Annotated in this window: 14 protein-coding genes; 7 read left to right on the forward strand and 7 right to left on the reverse strand. The window is 64.9% G+C overall.

Features of this window, described 5'->3' with window-relative positions; translation table 11 throughout:
• Nucleotides 1-11: 11 nt before the first annotated feature.
• The 3 genes from GA615_RS00245 to GA615_RS00255 all read right to left on the reverse strand — a co-directional run bounded on the left by GA615_RS00245 (nucleotide 12) and on the right by GA615_RS00255 (nucleotide 6,011).
• Nucleotides 12-2,426 (reverse strand): M1 family metallopeptidase, encoded by a 2,415-nt coding sequence (locus GA615_RS00245; protein WP_152049675.1) that lies wholly within the window; start codon nucleotides 2,424-2,426, stop codon nucleotides 12-14.
• A gap of 199 nt (nucleotides 2,427-2,625) precedes the next feature.
• Entirely contained in the window at nucleotides 2,626-3,570 is a 945-nt protein-coding gene (locus GA615_RS00250) for a DUF1571 domain-containing protein (protein WP_152049258.1), read from the reverse strand.
• A gap of 491 nt (nucleotides 3,571-4,061) precedes the next feature.
• Nucleotides 4,062-6,011, reverse strand: coding sequence for a hypothetical protein (locus GA615_RS00255; RefSeq protein ID WP_152049259.1), 1,950 nt, complete (start codon nucleotides 6,009-6,011; stop codon nucleotides 4,062-4,064).
• A 277-nt stretch (nucleotides 6,012-6,288) separates the two neighbouring features.
• Between GA615_RS00255 and GA615_RS00260 the strand changes: the two genes are divergently transcribed.
• The 4 genes from GA615_RS00260 to GA615_RS00275 all read left to right on the forward strand — a co-directional run bounded on the left by GA615_RS00260 (nucleotide 6,289) and on the right by GA615_RS00275 (nucleotide 7,677).
• Nucleotides 6,289-6,471 carry a hypothetical protein gene (locus GA615_RS00260; RefSeq protein WP_152049260.1) on the forward strand — a complete coding sequence of 61 codons (183 nt, stop codon included), beginning with the start codon at nucleotides 6,289-6,291 and terminating at the stop codon, nucleotides 6,469-6,471.
• Nucleotides 6,472-6,525: 54 nt separating this feature from the next.
• Nucleotides 6,526-6,861, forward strand: coding sequence for a hypothetical protein (locus GA615_RS00265; protein WP_152049261.1), 336 nt, complete (start codon nucleotides 6,526-6,528; stop codon nucleotides 6,859-6,861).
• 243 nt (nucleotides 6,862-7,104) lie between these two features.
• A complete protein-coding gene (locus tag GA615_RS00270) occupies nucleotides 7,105-7,287 on the forward strand; it encodes a hypothetical protein (protein WP_152049262.1) in 183 nt (60 codons plus the stop codon).
• Nucleotides 7,288-7,341: 54 nt separating this feature from the next.
• The gene (locus GA615_RS00275) at nucleotides 7,342-7,677 is read left to right on the forward strand and encodes a hypothetical protein (protein WP_152049263.1); all 336 of its coding nucleotides are present in this window, start codon (nucleotides 7,342-7,344) and stop codon (nucleotides 7,675-7,677) included.
• Between the two features lie 346 nt (nucleotides 7,678-8,023).
• Here GA615_RS00275 and GA615_RS00280 read toward each other — a convergent pair whose 3' ends face one another.
• The 3 genes from GA615_RS00280 to GA615_RS00290 all read right to left on the reverse strand — a co-directional run bounded on the left by GA615_RS00280 (nucleotide 8,024) and on the right by GA615_RS00290 (nucleotide 9,329).
• On the reverse strand, nucleotides 8,024-8,482 hold the full coding sequence (locus GA615_RS00280; protein WP_152049264.1) for a hypothetical protein: 459 nt from the start codon (nucleotides 8,480-8,482) through the stop codon (nucleotides 8,024-8,026).
• 331 nt (nucleotides 8,483-8,813) lie between these two features.
• Nucleotides 8,814-9,023 carry a hypothetical protein gene (locus GA615_RS00285; protein WP_152049265.1) on the reverse strand — a complete coding sequence of 70 codons (210 nt, stop codon included), beginning with the start codon at nucleotides 9,021-9,023 and terminating at the stop codon, nucleotides 8,814-8,816.
• Nucleotides 9,024-9,092: 69 nt separating this feature from the next.
• A complete protein-coding gene (locus GA615_RS00290) occupies nucleotides 9,093-9,329 on the reverse strand; it encodes a hypothetical protein (protein ID WP_152049266.1) in 237 nt (78 codons plus the stop codon).
• Between the two features lie 307 nt (nucleotides 9,330-9,636).
• On the opposite strand from GA615_RS00290, the gene GA615_RS00295 reads away from it, so the two are divergent.
• Nucleotides 9,637-10,614 (forward strand): hypothetical protein, encoded by a 978-nt coding sequence (locus tag GA615_RS00295; protein WP_201750063.1) that lies wholly within the window; start codon nucleotides 9,637-9,639, stop codon nucleotides 10,612-10,614.
• Here the strand turns inward: GA615_RS00295 and GA615_RS00300 are convergent.
• Entirely contained in the window at nucleotides 10,587-11,111 is a 525-nt protein-coding gene (locus GA615_RS00300) for a YaiI/YqxD family protein (RefSeq protein ID WP_152049267.1), read from the reverse strand. The genes GA615_RS00295 and GA615_RS00300 overlap by 28 nt on opposite strands.
• 294 nt (nucleotides 11,112-11,405) lie before the next feature.
• Here GA615_RS00300 and GA615_RS00305 point away from each other — a divergent pair, with 294 nt between their 5' ends.
• The gene (locus GA615_RS00305) at nucleotides 11,406-12,347 is read left to right on the forward strand and encodes a PAC2 family protein (RefSeq protein WP_161602077.1); all 942 of its coding nucleotides are present in this window, start codon (nucleotides 11,406-11,408) and stop codon (nucleotides 12,345-12,347) included.
• 46 nt (nucleotides 12,348-12,393) lie between these two features.
• Nucleotides 12,394-13,275: a hypothetical protein gene (locus GA615_RS00310; RefSeq protein WP_152049269.1), complete on the forward strand. Its 882-nt coding sequence runs from the start codon at nucleotides 12,394-12,396 to the stop codon at nucleotides 13,273-13,275.
• Nucleotides 13,276-13,292: the final 17 nt, after the last annotated feature.

Here is a 13,292-nt window from a genome sequence, read left to right on the forward strand (position 1 = left end):
GGCCTTTCGATTCATGATCCGTTGTCGGTGGCCTCGTCCTTCTTCTCCTCCGACGCCTTCGCTTCGGCCTCCTCGGCCTTCTTCTCGGCTTCCTGGGCGCGGCGCATGGGGTTGTCGCCGGAGCCGCGGCCCTGGGATTTGAAGAGCTGGAAGCGGGAGGGGGTGGGGCGGCGGGGCCAGTGGTTGTTGGCGAGGTCGATGTCGGCGGTCTCGAGGTGAGGATCGAGCGTGATCGAGACGACGGGCTTCTCGGTGATGAGGAGCTTGGTCACGTGCTCGGCGTTGCGGCGCCAGATCTCGGCGGGGATGCGGACCTCCTCGGTCGAGTCGTCCTCGAAGGTCAGTTCGAGGATGACGGGCATGACCAGGCCGCCGACGTTCGACAGCTCGACGATCGAGAAGTGGGCCTTGGTGGCGAGCAGCTCTTTTTCCTCGTCGGTGAGGCCGGCGAGGAAGCGCTCGAAGGATTCCTTCTCATCCTCGGTGACGGCGAGGTCGTCGTACTCGTTGTAGAAGTCCTTCAGCTCGGGCTTCTCGTCGACGAACTTGGGCAGGTCCTTGTTGCGGGCCTGGGAGAGGGTGGTGGGGGCCTCCTCGCGGGCCTTGCGTTCGAGGGCCTTGCGGACCTCGGGATCGCCGGTGTCGATGGTGTAAAGGGTGAGGTTATCAAGCGACAGGTCGACATGATCGGTGGTGTAGAACCAGCCGTGGAAGAACCAGTCGAGGTCGGTGCCGGTGGCGTCTTCCATCGTGCGGAAGAGGTCGGCGGGCATCGGCCGCTTGAACTTCCAGCGCTGGGCGTACTCCTTGAAGGCGTAGTCGAACAGGTCGCGGCCGAGGATGCTCTCGCGGAGGATGTTCAGCGCCGTGGCCGGCTTGGCGTAGGCGTTGGGGCCGAACTGGAGGATCGTCTCGCTGTTGGTCATGATCGGCACCTGCTGGGTGCTGCGCATGTAGGAGACGATGTCCTGCGGCTCGCCTCGGCGGGAGGGGTAGTTTTCTTCCCACTCCTGCTCGGACAAATATTGCAAGAAGGTGTTGACCCCTTCGTCCATCCAGGTCCACTGGCGTTCGTCGCTGTTGACGATCATCGGGAAGTAGTTATGCCCGACTTCGTGGATGATGACCGAGATGAGGGCGTACTTGGTGCGGTCGGAATAGGTGCCGTCCTTCTCGGGCCTCGGGCCGTTGAAGCAGATCATCGGGTATTCCATGCCGCCGACCGGCCCGTTGACCGACTGGGCGATCGGGTACGGATAATCGAACGTGTAGCGCGAGTAGACGTTCAGGGTGTGGATGATCGAGGCCGTCGAGTACTGGCTCCAGAGCGGTTCCCCCTCGTTCGGGTAGAAGCTCATGGCCATGACCTTGTTGCCGCCGACGTCGTGCCCCTGGGCGTCCCAGATGAACTTGCGGGAGGAGGCGAAGGCGAAGTCGCGGACATTCTCGGCGCGGAAGATCCAGGTCTTCTTGCCGGAAGGTTTGGACTTCTCGTTCTCCTTGGCTTCCTCGGGGGTGACGATGAAGACGGGTTTCTCGGCGGTCTCGGCCTCATTGAGGCGCTCGATCCATTCGGGCTTGAGCACGTCTTCGGGATTGACCAGGACGCCGGTCGAGGAGACGACGTGGTCGTCGGGCACGGTGATCCGCACGAGGTAGTCGCCGAATTCGAGGGTGAACTCGCCTCGGCCGAGGTACTGCTTGTGCTGCCAGCCATTGACGTCGGTGTAGGCGGCCATGCGGGGGAACCACTGGGCGATCTCGTAGATGCAGTTGCCGTCTTCCTCGAAGTACTCGTAGCCGGTCCGGCCGCCGATGACGCTGGAGTCGTTGATGGCGTAGTCCCAGGCGATCGAGAAGACGAACTGCTCGCCGGTGCGCAGGGGGTTCGGCAACTCGACGCGCATCATCGTCTTGTTGATGGTGTAGTCGAGCGCCTCGCCCGAGGAGGCCTCGACCGATTCGATCGTCACGCCGCCATCAAAGGTCTGACGCGCAAGGATGCCCTTGAGCGCATTGAACGAGACGCGATCGCCGAAGCCGGGGGCGGTCTCGGTGGTCACGGCGTCGGCGTCGGGGCGGAAGATGTTCGGGTCGAGCTGCAGCCAGACGTACTTCAGCGTGTCGGGCGAGGCGTTGGTGTAGGTGATCGTCTCGCGGCCGATGATCCGGCGGTTCTCGTCGTCGAGTTCGACGTCGATGACGTGGTCGGCCCGCTGCTGCCAGTAGCCCTTGCCCGGCGCCCCGGAGGCAGTGCGGGCCTCGTTGGGCGTGGGGAGCACTTCCTCAAGCTGTCGGAATTTGTCTTCCTGAGTGTATTTCTCGTTCTTGATCTGAGCCGAGGACGGCGAGACCACGAGCAAAACGGCAAGGATCGGGACCATTGCCGCCGAAGGGCAGGGGAATGATCGGGTTCTGAGGCGCATCGTCATCGGCATCGACTCGCTCGGGCGGGGCCGTTGGGGGCGTCGATCGGAGCGTCACAAAGAGCGCGTGTGCTGGGAGAGGGTCTTCGATCTTGTCGATCTGCCCTGGCCAGTGTCAAGGAGACGGACCTGGAGAACCCTTGCCGGCACGGTTCGCGCCCGAGCCCAAGGAGAAGGAAGGCCGGATGCTTCGGAGCGGTCAGCGGAAGTTGTAGCCGGGGTTCGTCGGGTCGAAGTCCTCGTCGCTCAGGACGACGCTGGGATCGAACGTCTCGATGACGTAGCGGCCGCCCAGGACGGGCTCCGAGCCGGGAGCGTCGGGCCAGTCGTGGAAGGAGTAGGCGCGGGGCAGGAGGGTTTCGGGGTCGTAGTGGACCTCGAAGCGAGCGAAGGGGCGGTCGGGCGAGGGCTCGACGTAACGATGGAACGATCGGTAGAGGGGTTGGCCCTCGTCGTCGGTGATCCGGTCGAGCGTGACCGAGGCGTTGGGGTCGTTCAGGTCGCGCTGGATGTCGTTCAGGAGCATGCGGGCGACGGGAAGCACGCCGGCCTCGGTGATCGGGAAGCGGCTTTGCGACATGGCCAGGCTCGATCGGGGCTCGACCTCGATCGGAGGCATGAGCATGCCGAGCAAGCCGCCGCCGGTGTGGGTGATGAGCTTGCCGTTGCGGACCCCATCGACATAGATGATTTCGCAACCTTTGGGGCGGCCGATGTCTTTCATGTAGACCGAGACGGGCTCGTGGCGAACCTTCAACTGAAGGGTTTGCTCCATGAGCCATCGGCCGTTGACGCGCTCGTGACGCCAGATGGTGGCCTCGTACCCGCGGAGGGCTTCAAGGCGGGTGACCAGGTCGGTCAAGGCTCCGTTCAGGAGTTGCTTGGCCTTGGGGCCTTCCAACGGATCGAGGGGCCAGTTCGTGAGGCTCTCGTCCAGAGGGGCCGGCGGGTCCGGTGGGTTCAGAGGAGCCGCGATCGAATCGGCCGGTTCCTCCGAGATCGTTGCGAACGATCCGGCGGCGTCCAGCGGCGCCGCGATCATCCATCGAGCCACGAAGACCAGGGCCACGGGCGCCAGGCAGAGGGCCAGGGCTCGCTTGCGGTATTGCCGGAAGGTGAGAAGACGAGAGAGCGTGTCAGTCATGGGCAGTTCATCAGGGTGGCGAATCGATGATGACGCGAGAGACGACTCGACAGGGGGCGCAGGCCCCGGCCACGATCGCCAATCCTTCGAGGAGCCCGAGCCGGACCAGGCAATCGGGCGAGGCAAGGAGTTCCGGGAACCTCAGAGGATCGAGGCGTCGGAAAGAGCGGGGGAGTTCTTGAGTCGGAATCACGCGATGCAAATGGAGTTCCATCGGTGAAAACGTCATGAGTGTCTGGACCAGTTTATCTCGCAACTTGGGGTGTGGTCAATTTTTTCGTCACAGAAATCCGGACAGGGTGGGATCGGGGCGCAGGGGAAAGCTGGTCGGGTTCGGGTGAGAATGAGGGCGGATTCGCCAGGACTCTGGCATCGGTCGGGCCGATTGGTGCCCCCCTTGACGAGGCAAGCCCGCTCGCCCTCGACGTGGGTACGTGAGGGGAGCGGGCTTGCTGGATTCAGTCAGACGAGCCCTTGAGACCTGACGGCGATCAGGGGATGAACAGCGGGCCGATCGGCGGCAGGTTGGGAATCACGATCACGTCGGGCCGGGTTCCCGGCGGCCTCGGGGCGGGGGTGACGAGCGAGACGTTGCGGCTTCCTGGTCCGAGATAGACGTGGTTCAGGGGGAAGCCGGCGATGAACGAATCGCGGGCGCGGTTGATCCCGACCAGATGCAAGGTGCCCAGGGTGTTGAGCACCAGCCCTCGGGCATCCTGGGCGAGGAACGCCTGGACGTCTCCCTGAATGTCGAAGACGGCCGTGCCGGTCAGTTCGGGGCGGAACGACTCGGAGAGCCCGTTGAGCAGGTTCGGATAGTCGAGTTCGGTCGAACCGACTCGTGCCAGCGTGGTCCGGCTGACGAAGTTGACCTGGTTCTTTCCACCGTCCACCCCGACCACGCGAGCCACGGCACTATCGACGCTGCCGAGGGCTTCGTCGGTTCCCAGCGGAGGAGCCAGCGGCAAGCCAGGGGCCCCGGTCCGGTCGAGTTCCTCAAGGGACGTGCCGGTGGTGTCGATCGCCATTGCGCCGAGAATTTCGGTCGTCGGCTGGAACTCGTCGAAGAAGCCTCGGCCGAGGACGGCGAGGGGGTCGAAGCCGGGAACACCAGTTGCCCCGCCGAGGAAGGTAAACTCTCGTGTCGGCGAGAAGGCCGCGGGATTGGTCGGAACTGCCTGACCGCCGGCGAGGCTCGCCGCGAGATCGACCCCCTGGGCCGCGCCGATGCCTCCGGAGGTTGCGTCGATGAGGACGGTGCGCAGGTCGGTTGTGCCGATGCCGTCGATGGCGTTGATCGCCGGCAGGGTGTCGGTCGTGAACTGGCCGACCGGCGAGCCATCGAGCGCGTCGAAGGCCCGGACGAGATTGGCCTGACCGACCAGGACCAGGAGGCGGCCGTCGACCTTGGCCGTACTGACGCCGGCCGAGGTGGCGATGCTGGGCACGACCGTCGATTGCAAGACGGCTCCCGTGACGGCATCGAAGCGAAGCAGTTGACCGGCCGCCGCATCGTAGCCGTAAATTTGCGGGTTCCCGATCGTCAGCTCGTCGTGGGGATCCGTGCCCGGGGGGAGCGGGGCGAGCGGCTCGGCGTTGATTCGCCCGGCGATCTGAATACGGATGCCCGGCGGCGGCCCGGTTTGCTCGACCGGGGCCGGAGTCAGGACCGGGAAGAAGTTGCCGTCGGTCAGGACCAGCTCGACGCCGCCGGCCTGATCGGTGGCGAAGGTGGTGTCGCGTCCAGCCTGAGCGGCGCGTTCCAGGGCGACCTCGGGAAGCTCTCGGAGGAAGACCTGGGTGTTCGCGCCGACGTTGTTGATGCCAAGGCGACGGACGCCGCCGATCAGGTTGATCGTACCGCCATCGATCAGGTTGAACGGTCGGAATCCGGCCAGTCCAAGCTGATTGGCCCCGGCCCCGGCCTGGGCATCCACCGGCACGTCGGCGTCTCGAACCGTGGCAAGCGGAGCAACGCCGGTTGCATGGGCGAAGATCTGGCTGTTCGGGCCGGTGCCGTCGTAAACCAGGTCGAGCGCCCCATCGGGCCGAACCGTCGAGCCGGCCAGCGTGCCGGGACCGCTCAGGTTGACGGCGACCCGCACCCCGCGAGGCGTGGTGTAACGCAGGGTTTTGACCGGGGGCTCGGGCAGGCCGTTCTGGGCGGCGGACTGCTCGGCCGAAGTCGATGAGGCCGCCACCATCGTCACGCCGACATCGGCGAGTGTGGGGCCATCGGACGCGCCTTGATCGGACGAGATCGCCACCGAGCCGGGGGCAAGGCCGTCGGATCGCAGCTCGACGGGGTTGAGCGTTGCACTGGTGGCTCCCGGTCCGAATCCGAGGCTGAGCCCGCCGCCGTCCAAGAGCTGGCGGCCCTCCAGCGACTCCAAGCCCGGCCGGGCCTTTCTGGTCCTGCTCCTGGTCGCTCCCCGAGGCATGATTTCCGCCCTCCTTGGTCAGTCGGCCTCAGATCCAAACCGGCCCCAGCGACGCAGGCGCGCCGGCTGTCCGGACGATCCGTCACACCGACAAGATCGGCAAGATCGGCCCGAGACATCAGCCCGAGCGTTCGGAACGCCCGTGCTGGGGGAGCGCCCGCTGACCCGAACGCCGAGCCGGTTGACGATCGAGACCGTTCCAAGCACGATGGAACGCGGGTGTTCATGCGACCGATCAATCCGGGGTGGTTCCCCTGTTCTCAAGGAGATTTTTTCGATGCGATGGCGCGCTTCGCATGCCTGGGGCCTGGCGGTTCTGACCGTTTCCGCACTGGGCGCGGCGGCGGTTCTGTCCGCTCAGGCGCCCGAGTCTGGACCGAAGCTGGGTGAAATCGTCACGCCCTTCGACGTTTACGATGTCACCGGTCCGAACCAAGGCAACGAGCTTTGTTACGTCTGACAGTACGGAATTAGCCCGGTCGTCTGCATCTTCACGCGGACGACATCCGGGCCCTTGACCAGTTTGGTCAAGGCCGTGGAAGACACGATGGCGGAGCATCCCAGGCTCAATGCCTTCGTCGTTCACCTGACGGATACCGAGAACGAGGCCAAAACCGTCACGAATCTCCGGAAGATCGCGGCCGATGCCGGGATTTCCAAGATCCCGCTGACCCTGATGGAAAACCCCGCCGGCCCTCCTGCGTACAAGATCGCGGAAGAGGCTGAGGTGACCGTGCTTTTCTATCGCTTCTTCGATGTCCGAGCCAAGCAGGCCTTCGGCCCCGGCGAGCTGACCGAGGCCGAGGTCGAACGGGTCGTCGCCGACCTGTCGAAAATTCTCGGTGAATAAAGGAGCGCGCCGACCCCTCGCCGCGCTCGTCGTTCGTGCGACGAGGCGCGGCAGGAGTCGGGAACCGTCTGGACCGTTTCGACGACGCAAGGCCTCGGACGGGAGCAACCTGGCGATCGTCGCGCGACGAAACGCGATCGTCCCGTTGACGATCGGATCGGTTCCGGCAACGATGGACAGTGGAAGTCCACGCGACCGCTCGGCAGGAAGGGTTTGGGCCCTTTCCGAAGGAGGTTTTTCCCTATGCGATTGCGATCTTCGCACGCCTGGGGCCTGGCGGTACTGACCGTCTCCGCACTGGGTGCGGCGGCGGCCTTGTCCGCACAAGGTCCCGATTCCGGGCCGAAGATCGGCGATGTCGTCAACGCCTTCGACGTTTACGATGTCACCGGTCCGAACAAAGGCAACGAGCTCTGTTATCGCTGACGCTACGGTGCCAGCCCGGTCGTCTGCATCTTCACGCGGACGACATCCGGGCCCTTGACCAGTTTGGTCAAGGCCGTTGATGAGAAAGTCGCTGAGAACGCCAACCTCAAGGCCTTTGTCGTCCACCTGACGGACACCGACAACGAGGCCAAAGCCGTCTCGACCCTTCGGGACCTGGCGGCTGAAAAGGGCATCAAAGAGGTGCCGCTGACCCTGATGGACACCCCCGCCGGTCCTCCCTCGTACAAGATTGCCGAGGACGCCGAGGTGACGGTCCTGCTCTGGCGATTCGCCGAGCTGCGCTCGAAGCACTCCTTTGGCCCCGGTGAACTGACCGAGGCTGATATCGAACGCGTGCTCGCCGATCTGCCGAAGATTCTGGACGAGTGATCGACTGACACGTCCCGCTGCTCCCTCGTCGTTCGGGGGACGCGGCGTTCCTCAACGGTTTCTTGAATGTCCGGGCTTGCCTGACGTGCCGAAACGGTCGCCGACTTCCATCGATCCGTTTCGTCTGGCTCTGACCTGGCGAAACTGCAAGCTCCGAAACGTGATGCGTCGTCTTTCATGTCGAGACGGCGCACGCAAAGACGGCCCGAGACGCGGGGGTGTCTCGGGCCGTTTGGCATGGTGGGTTGTGGGTGGGGGTGGGCCCGATCCGGTCGTTGCAACTCGCCTGGAATGAAGGCGAGGCGCGGTGCTCAGCCAGCCAAAGCCGTTTCCGCGATGAGAGGCATTAGCGGCGACCACGGAAGCCTCGGCCGAAGCTTCGCACCCCTCCTGCGTACGGACTGATCATCCGAGGCGCATACGGGTTGCCGACTCGGTAGCCGGGACCGTAACCGTAGCTGTAGTTGAGCGGGTAGCGGGGATATCCGCGCGTGACCATCACCCCGGCATCCGGAGCCACGTAGCCGTAACCATAGCCACTGGTGTAGTAGGGGGTGCCGGTGGTGTAGGGGGCGATGGTCGGATAGGCATAGGCCGGGTCGGTCGCATACGGTGAGACAACACCGCCGTACGGGATGCCGGCAACCGCGGTGGGCTGGGCCGCGACGGGCTGGCGGACGATCACCTGGGCTCCTCGGCTGACCGTGGGATAGCCGTACGTCATGCGGACCTGAGCAAACGCGGTGGACGTCAGGCTCACGAGCATCGCCACGGCGACAATGAGCGATGAGGCAAGGCGCATCATAAGAGGGTTCCCCGTGTGTGTGTCGATCGAAGGCAGGGTTGGCGCCGAGATTGCCGGAAAAACGGTCGAAACGGCGTTCCGGGCGATCGTGTCTTGTCCTGTCTTGCCGGACCTTCCCAAGGCTCCGAGGCGCCCGACCGGGGGCGGATCGTCTCCCCGGTTCGCTTCCCAGTGGCGGCAAGTCATATCTGACTCTAGTTCAGGTTGCGGGCAGGTTCCTTAAAAAAATCGGGTCGCCGTCCGTTGCTCAGCAGGAACGACGAACGCTCTGGCCCGAGGGAACGCCAAGGGCAGGGCAGTGCAGGGAGGCGGGATCGCGGTGCCCAGGCGCTCAGGGCTCTTGGTTGTCGGTCTGGCCCATCGGCGTGAAGCTCGGCCACCCTTCGGGGGGTTCTTCGTGATCGTCCCTGGCCTGGGGAGTGTATCCGGGCATCGTCCGGGCGGCCTGCTCAGCCTCGCGCCGGGTGGCCTCGTCGGGACGGTGTTTCTCGACCTGAGGGTCGGGCTTCTCGTCGTGATGGGGGGCGCGGCGGTTGGTCATCGGAATCGCCTCAGTTTCATGTGTAAGGATGAGTACGCAGGTGATAGGAACTTCTGGTCGTGCCGTCAATCATTCCTGGGCGTCGGGGCCGCGAGGGCCGCTCGGATCACCGGGAACCTGGGGATCGTCGGCGCGGTTTGGGGTTCGGGGAGCCTTGGCCTCTCGGCCGAAGGCGGCCTCGTCGTGTCCCTGGCCGACGGGCGGCTCGATCCCTTCATCGCCGGTCGTTTCGTCGGTTCGGTGCAGGGGTTTCTGGCCCCAGCCGAAGGCATCTCCCTGGGGGGGGCGGTTTGGGTCGTCGGCCACGGGAAGCCTCCTCGTGGGTTGAGTCTCAAGGGGATGTGTTCCGAACGCGAGGGCCCCTCTCGATCCGAGCCGGATGAGAGGGCAGGTCGAGGGGGAGTGATCCTGATCACTCGGTCTGTCCAAGAGACGCTGTGCATCCTGCGTGCCGCGGTTGGCGTTCGATTCCAAAGGTGAGGCCCGGGATGTAGACGAGGATTCGAGGTGTCGTCCTCTCGTCATCCGGCGATCCTCGGCATAGACTACGCGGAAATCGTTCCCGAGCCCTGGTGATTCATTCCTTTGAGACGAACTCGACGGAGCGGCCTCCATGAACCCCTTGATTCTGGCGTTGTCTCGATGGTGCCTCGTGACGGCTGGGGCCCTGGTCCTGGCGTCGGCCTCTGCCGCGTCGGCCTTGCCCGATGAGGGGGGAGATCCGGACGGCTCACGCAACCGGGCCGCGACCAGCCCCTTGCCTCGGGGCGACGGACTGGCCGCGGCGTTCGAGGCCGATCGTGGGATCGAGGCCCATCCCGACGTGATCTTCGCTGACGATTTCGAGGGGGATGCTCCCATCGGCGCGACGTGGGACGAGGTCAGCTACCGTGGCGGTTCGGTGCTGAGCCTGGTCGATGAGTCGGCCGCCGACCCTCGCACCGGGTCGAAGGCGCTCCGGGTCGAGGCCCGGCTTTCCGAAAATACCGGAGGCGGCTTGACCACCTGGTTCGAGTCGAGCGAAACCCTCTTTTTCCGGTTTCTCGTGAAGTTCGACCCCGATTGCGACTACGTTCACCACTTCGTCACCCTTCGGGCCAACAAGGGCTTGACCGGCGGCGACCGCTGGTCCGGGTTCGGGGGAGCGGGGAACCGTCCGGAAGGGGATGAGCGCTTCTCGACCGCCATCGAAGCCTGGGGCGATTGGGGCCGACTTCCTCCTCCCGGCCAGTGGAACTTCTACAGCTACTGGCACGAGATGACGGCCTCTCCCGATGGCCGCTACTGGGGGAACGCCTTCCGACCCGCCGAACAGCCGAACATCCGCAAGGGGGAGTGGATCTGCGTCGAGTTCATGCTCAAGCACAACACCCCCGGCGAAGCCGACGGCGAGCAAGCCTACTGGATCGACGGCAAGCTGGCCGGCCACTGGACCGGGATCAACTGGCGAACCTCCCCCACCTTGATGGCCAACGCCTTGACCCTCGAAAGCTACGTGACCGACCGCTGGACGAAGCAAGAGGTCAACGTTGTTTTGTTCGACGATGTCGTGATCGCCCGCTCCTACATCGGTCCGCCTGCGGCCCCCTGATCGGAGCCGGAGCCGGACCCAGACCCGGGGGCGCGACGGGCCGCGCGCTCCCGTTCCTTGCGAATGGCGACGAGCATTTCGTCGAGCTTGCCCAGGAATCGCGAGCGATCGGTCTTGGCAAAGGCCGACGGCCCGCCGCCGTACTGCCCGGCCTGGCGAAGCTGGTCGAGGATCGCCCGGGTGGCCAGCCGCTCGCCGATCGAGTCGTCGGTAAACGGATAGCCTTTCGGTCCCAGGGCGCGGGCCCCGGCCTTCAGGCAGCGATCGGCCAGGGGAATGTCGGCCGTGACGACGAGATCGCCGGGTCCGATCTGCTCGGCGATCCAGTCGTCGGCCGCTTCGAAGCCGCCTCGGACGACGACTAGCTCAATCTGATCGTGCTCGGGCACCCGGAGCGGCGCATTGGCCACGACCCGGACGGTTTCGCCATAGCGCCGGGCGACCCGGTAGACCTCGTCCTTGACCGGGCAGGCATCGGCGTCAACGTAAATGGCCATGACAACAAAGGGCTCCGAGATCAAAGGGGATCAGGAACAAGGCATTCCGGAACGCTTCGCAAGTGCGGGGCCTCGCTCCGTTTTGGGCGAACATTACGGAAAATCGACCCGCCGGAACGGGGCGATTGATCGACGATCGAAGCCGGTTCCGCCGGTCAGGCATAGAATTCTCAGGAACCTCGTCCGATGCTGGAAGGGGGTGTTGCCGTCGTCTCGGAGGTCGAGACGAACGCCAGAGGGTTCGAACGCCCTGGTGGCAACCAGTGTCGAGAGGCGGATCGGGAGGGTGAACTCATGGCCGACGAGATCAAATTACACAAGCCCTGGATGGTCGCCGTCTGGCCGGGAATGGGCCATGTGGCGATCAGCGCCGGCTATTATCTGATGGCCAAGCTCGGCATGCACATGGTCGCCGAGTTCCAGGCCGAGGAACTGTTCGACGTTGAGCACGTCGAGGTCAAGCACGGCCTGATCCGCACCGGACGGCTGCCCCGGAGCCGCTTTTTCGCCTGGCACGACCCGGAAGGCCGCCACGACCTGATCGTCTTCATTGGCGAGGCTCAGCCGCCGAGGGGCAAGCTTTCCTTCTGCCGTCGATTGATCGAGTTCGCCAAGGAAATGGGGGTCGAGCGGGTCTTTACCTTTGCCTCGATGGCCACCCAGATGCACCCTTCGCACGAGTCGCGGACCTTCGGCGCGGCGACCGACCAGACAACGCTCGACGAACTGACGCAACTGGAGCTGACGATGCTCGATGACGGGCACATCAGCGGGCTCAACGGCGTCTTGCTCGGCGTCGCCGCCGAGGCCGGCTTGCCGGGCACCTGCTTGCTGGGAGAGATGCCGCACATCTTCGCTCAGCTTCCGTTCCCGAAGGCCGCGCTCGGCGTGCTCGAAGTCTTCTCGACGATCGCCAAAATTCAGCTCGATCTGACCGAACTGGCCGAGCAGGCGGTCGATGTCGAGCAGCGGCTGGGCGAACTGCTCTCCCAGGTCGAGCATGCGATGGAAACCCAGCACCAGGAACCGACCGAGGAGGAGGCGTTCCTGGGCTCCGACGGTCCCGAAGAATCGGAGGAGGAGGCCGTCAGCGCCAAGGACCGCCAGCGCATCGACCGCCTGTTCGAAGAATCGACCCGCGATCGCTCGAAAGCGTACGAACTGAAGCGCGAGCTGGATCGCCTTGGTATTTATTCCGAATACGAAGACCGTTTTCTTGACCTGTTCAAGCGTTAAGAGGGAAGGGTTCGACCACCCGTCGCCGGAGGGAGTGTTCAGGATCGTGCCTCGCTTGCTCAAGATGCTTGTCGGAGCGTTCGCCGTTCTCATCGGTGCCCTGGGAACGGTCTTCGGGGTCGGCGCGGTGGTCGGGTCGTGGACCCTGGCCGATCGCCTGAGCCGGGAGGTGCCGGCCTCGATCGCCGACCTCGAGCAGGTCGTCGATCTGGTCCGGCAACAGGGAGACGCCTCGTTGACCCTGATCGACACCGTCCGCGATCGCGTCCGGTTTGTGGGAGAGACGGTCGAAGACCTCTCGGGCATCGCCGAGCGCGACCCGAACGCCCCGACGTTGCTCGAAGCCCTCGACCCCGACATCGAGCAACGGCTGGAAGCGGCCGAGACCTTCATTCTTGCCTTGCAAGACAGCCTTCGCAGCCTCAATCGGGCCCTGGTTCTGCTCGATTCGGTCCCGTTCTTCCCAAGGCGGAGTCCCTCGGAGCGCTCGGCCGACGCGCCACCGCTGAGGAGCGTTGCCGACAGTTTGAACGAAGCCACCGCGCTGCTCGACGAAGCCTCTCGCACCCTGAATCGGATTCGACTGGGCCAGGCGCTGTCTCTCCGGCAGCGGACGCAGTTTCAGGAATTGCTCGACGAGGTCGATTTCACGCTGGGGGATGTCCGCAATCAGATTGACACGTTCTTCGCCAGCCTGAACCAGGCGAGCGAGCGCCTTGCCGTGGTCCGATCGGCGTCCTCGGTCTGGATCGACCGGGGGGCGGGGGTGGCGACGGTCTTCTTTGTCTGCTTCGCCGCCTCGCAGTTCAGCCTGATGCTGCACGGGTGTGCTTTGGTCAACCGGGCGGCACGGTTCAGGCCGATCGGAGCGGAACCTCAGGCGGCCGGTTCCGATCCGGAGCGTTCGGGGAAGCGGCCGGCGCCCTGAGTGTTGAGCCACCATGT

The organism is Tautonia marina (genome assembly GCF_009177065.1).
Classification (GTDB): domain Bacteria; phylum Planctomycetota; class Planctomycetia; order Isosphaerales; family Isosphaeraceae; genus Tautonia; species Tautonia marina.

Coding starts and splice junctions, on each gene's coding strand:
- GA615_RS00245 (WP_152049675.1), bottom strand. CDS start 2,426: ATGCGCCTCAGAACCCGATCATTCCCCTGCCCTTCGGCGGCAATGGTC.
- GA615_RS00250 (WP_152049258.1), bottom strand. CDS start 3,570: ATGACTGACACGCTCTCTCGTCTTCTCACCTTCCGGCAATACCGCAAG.
- GA615_RS00305 (WP_161602077.1), top strand. CDS start 11,406: ATGGCCGACGAGATCAAATTACACAAGCCCTGGATGGTCGCCGTCTGG.
- GA615_RS00295 (WP_201750063.1), top strand. CDS start 9,637: ATGAACCCCTTGATTCTGGCGTTGTCTCGATGGTGCCTCGTGACGGCT.
- GA615_RS00270 (WP_152049262.1), top strand. CDS start 7,105: ATGCGATTGCGATCTTCGCACGCCTGGGGCCTGGCGGTACTGACCGTC.
- GA615_RS00255 (WP_152049259.1), bottom strand. CDS start 6,011: ATGCCTCGGGGAGCGACCAGGAGCAGGACCAGAAAGGCCCGGCCGGGC.
- GA615_RS00300 (WP_152049267.1), bottom strand. CDS start 11,111: ATGGCCATTTACGTTGACGCCGATGCCTGCCCGGTCAAGGACGAGGTC.
- GA615_RS00260 (WP_152049260.1), top strand. CDS start 6,289: ATGCGATGGCGCGCTTCGCATGCCTGGGGCCTGGCGGTTCTGACCGTT.
- GA615_RS00280 (WP_152049264.1), bottom strand. CDS start 8,482: ATGATGCGCCTTGCCTCATCGCTCATTGTCGCCGTGGCGATGCTCGTG.
- GA615_RS00285 (WP_152049265.1), bottom strand. CDS start 9,023: ATGACCAACCGCCGCGCCCCCCATCACGACGAGAAGCCCGACCCTCAG.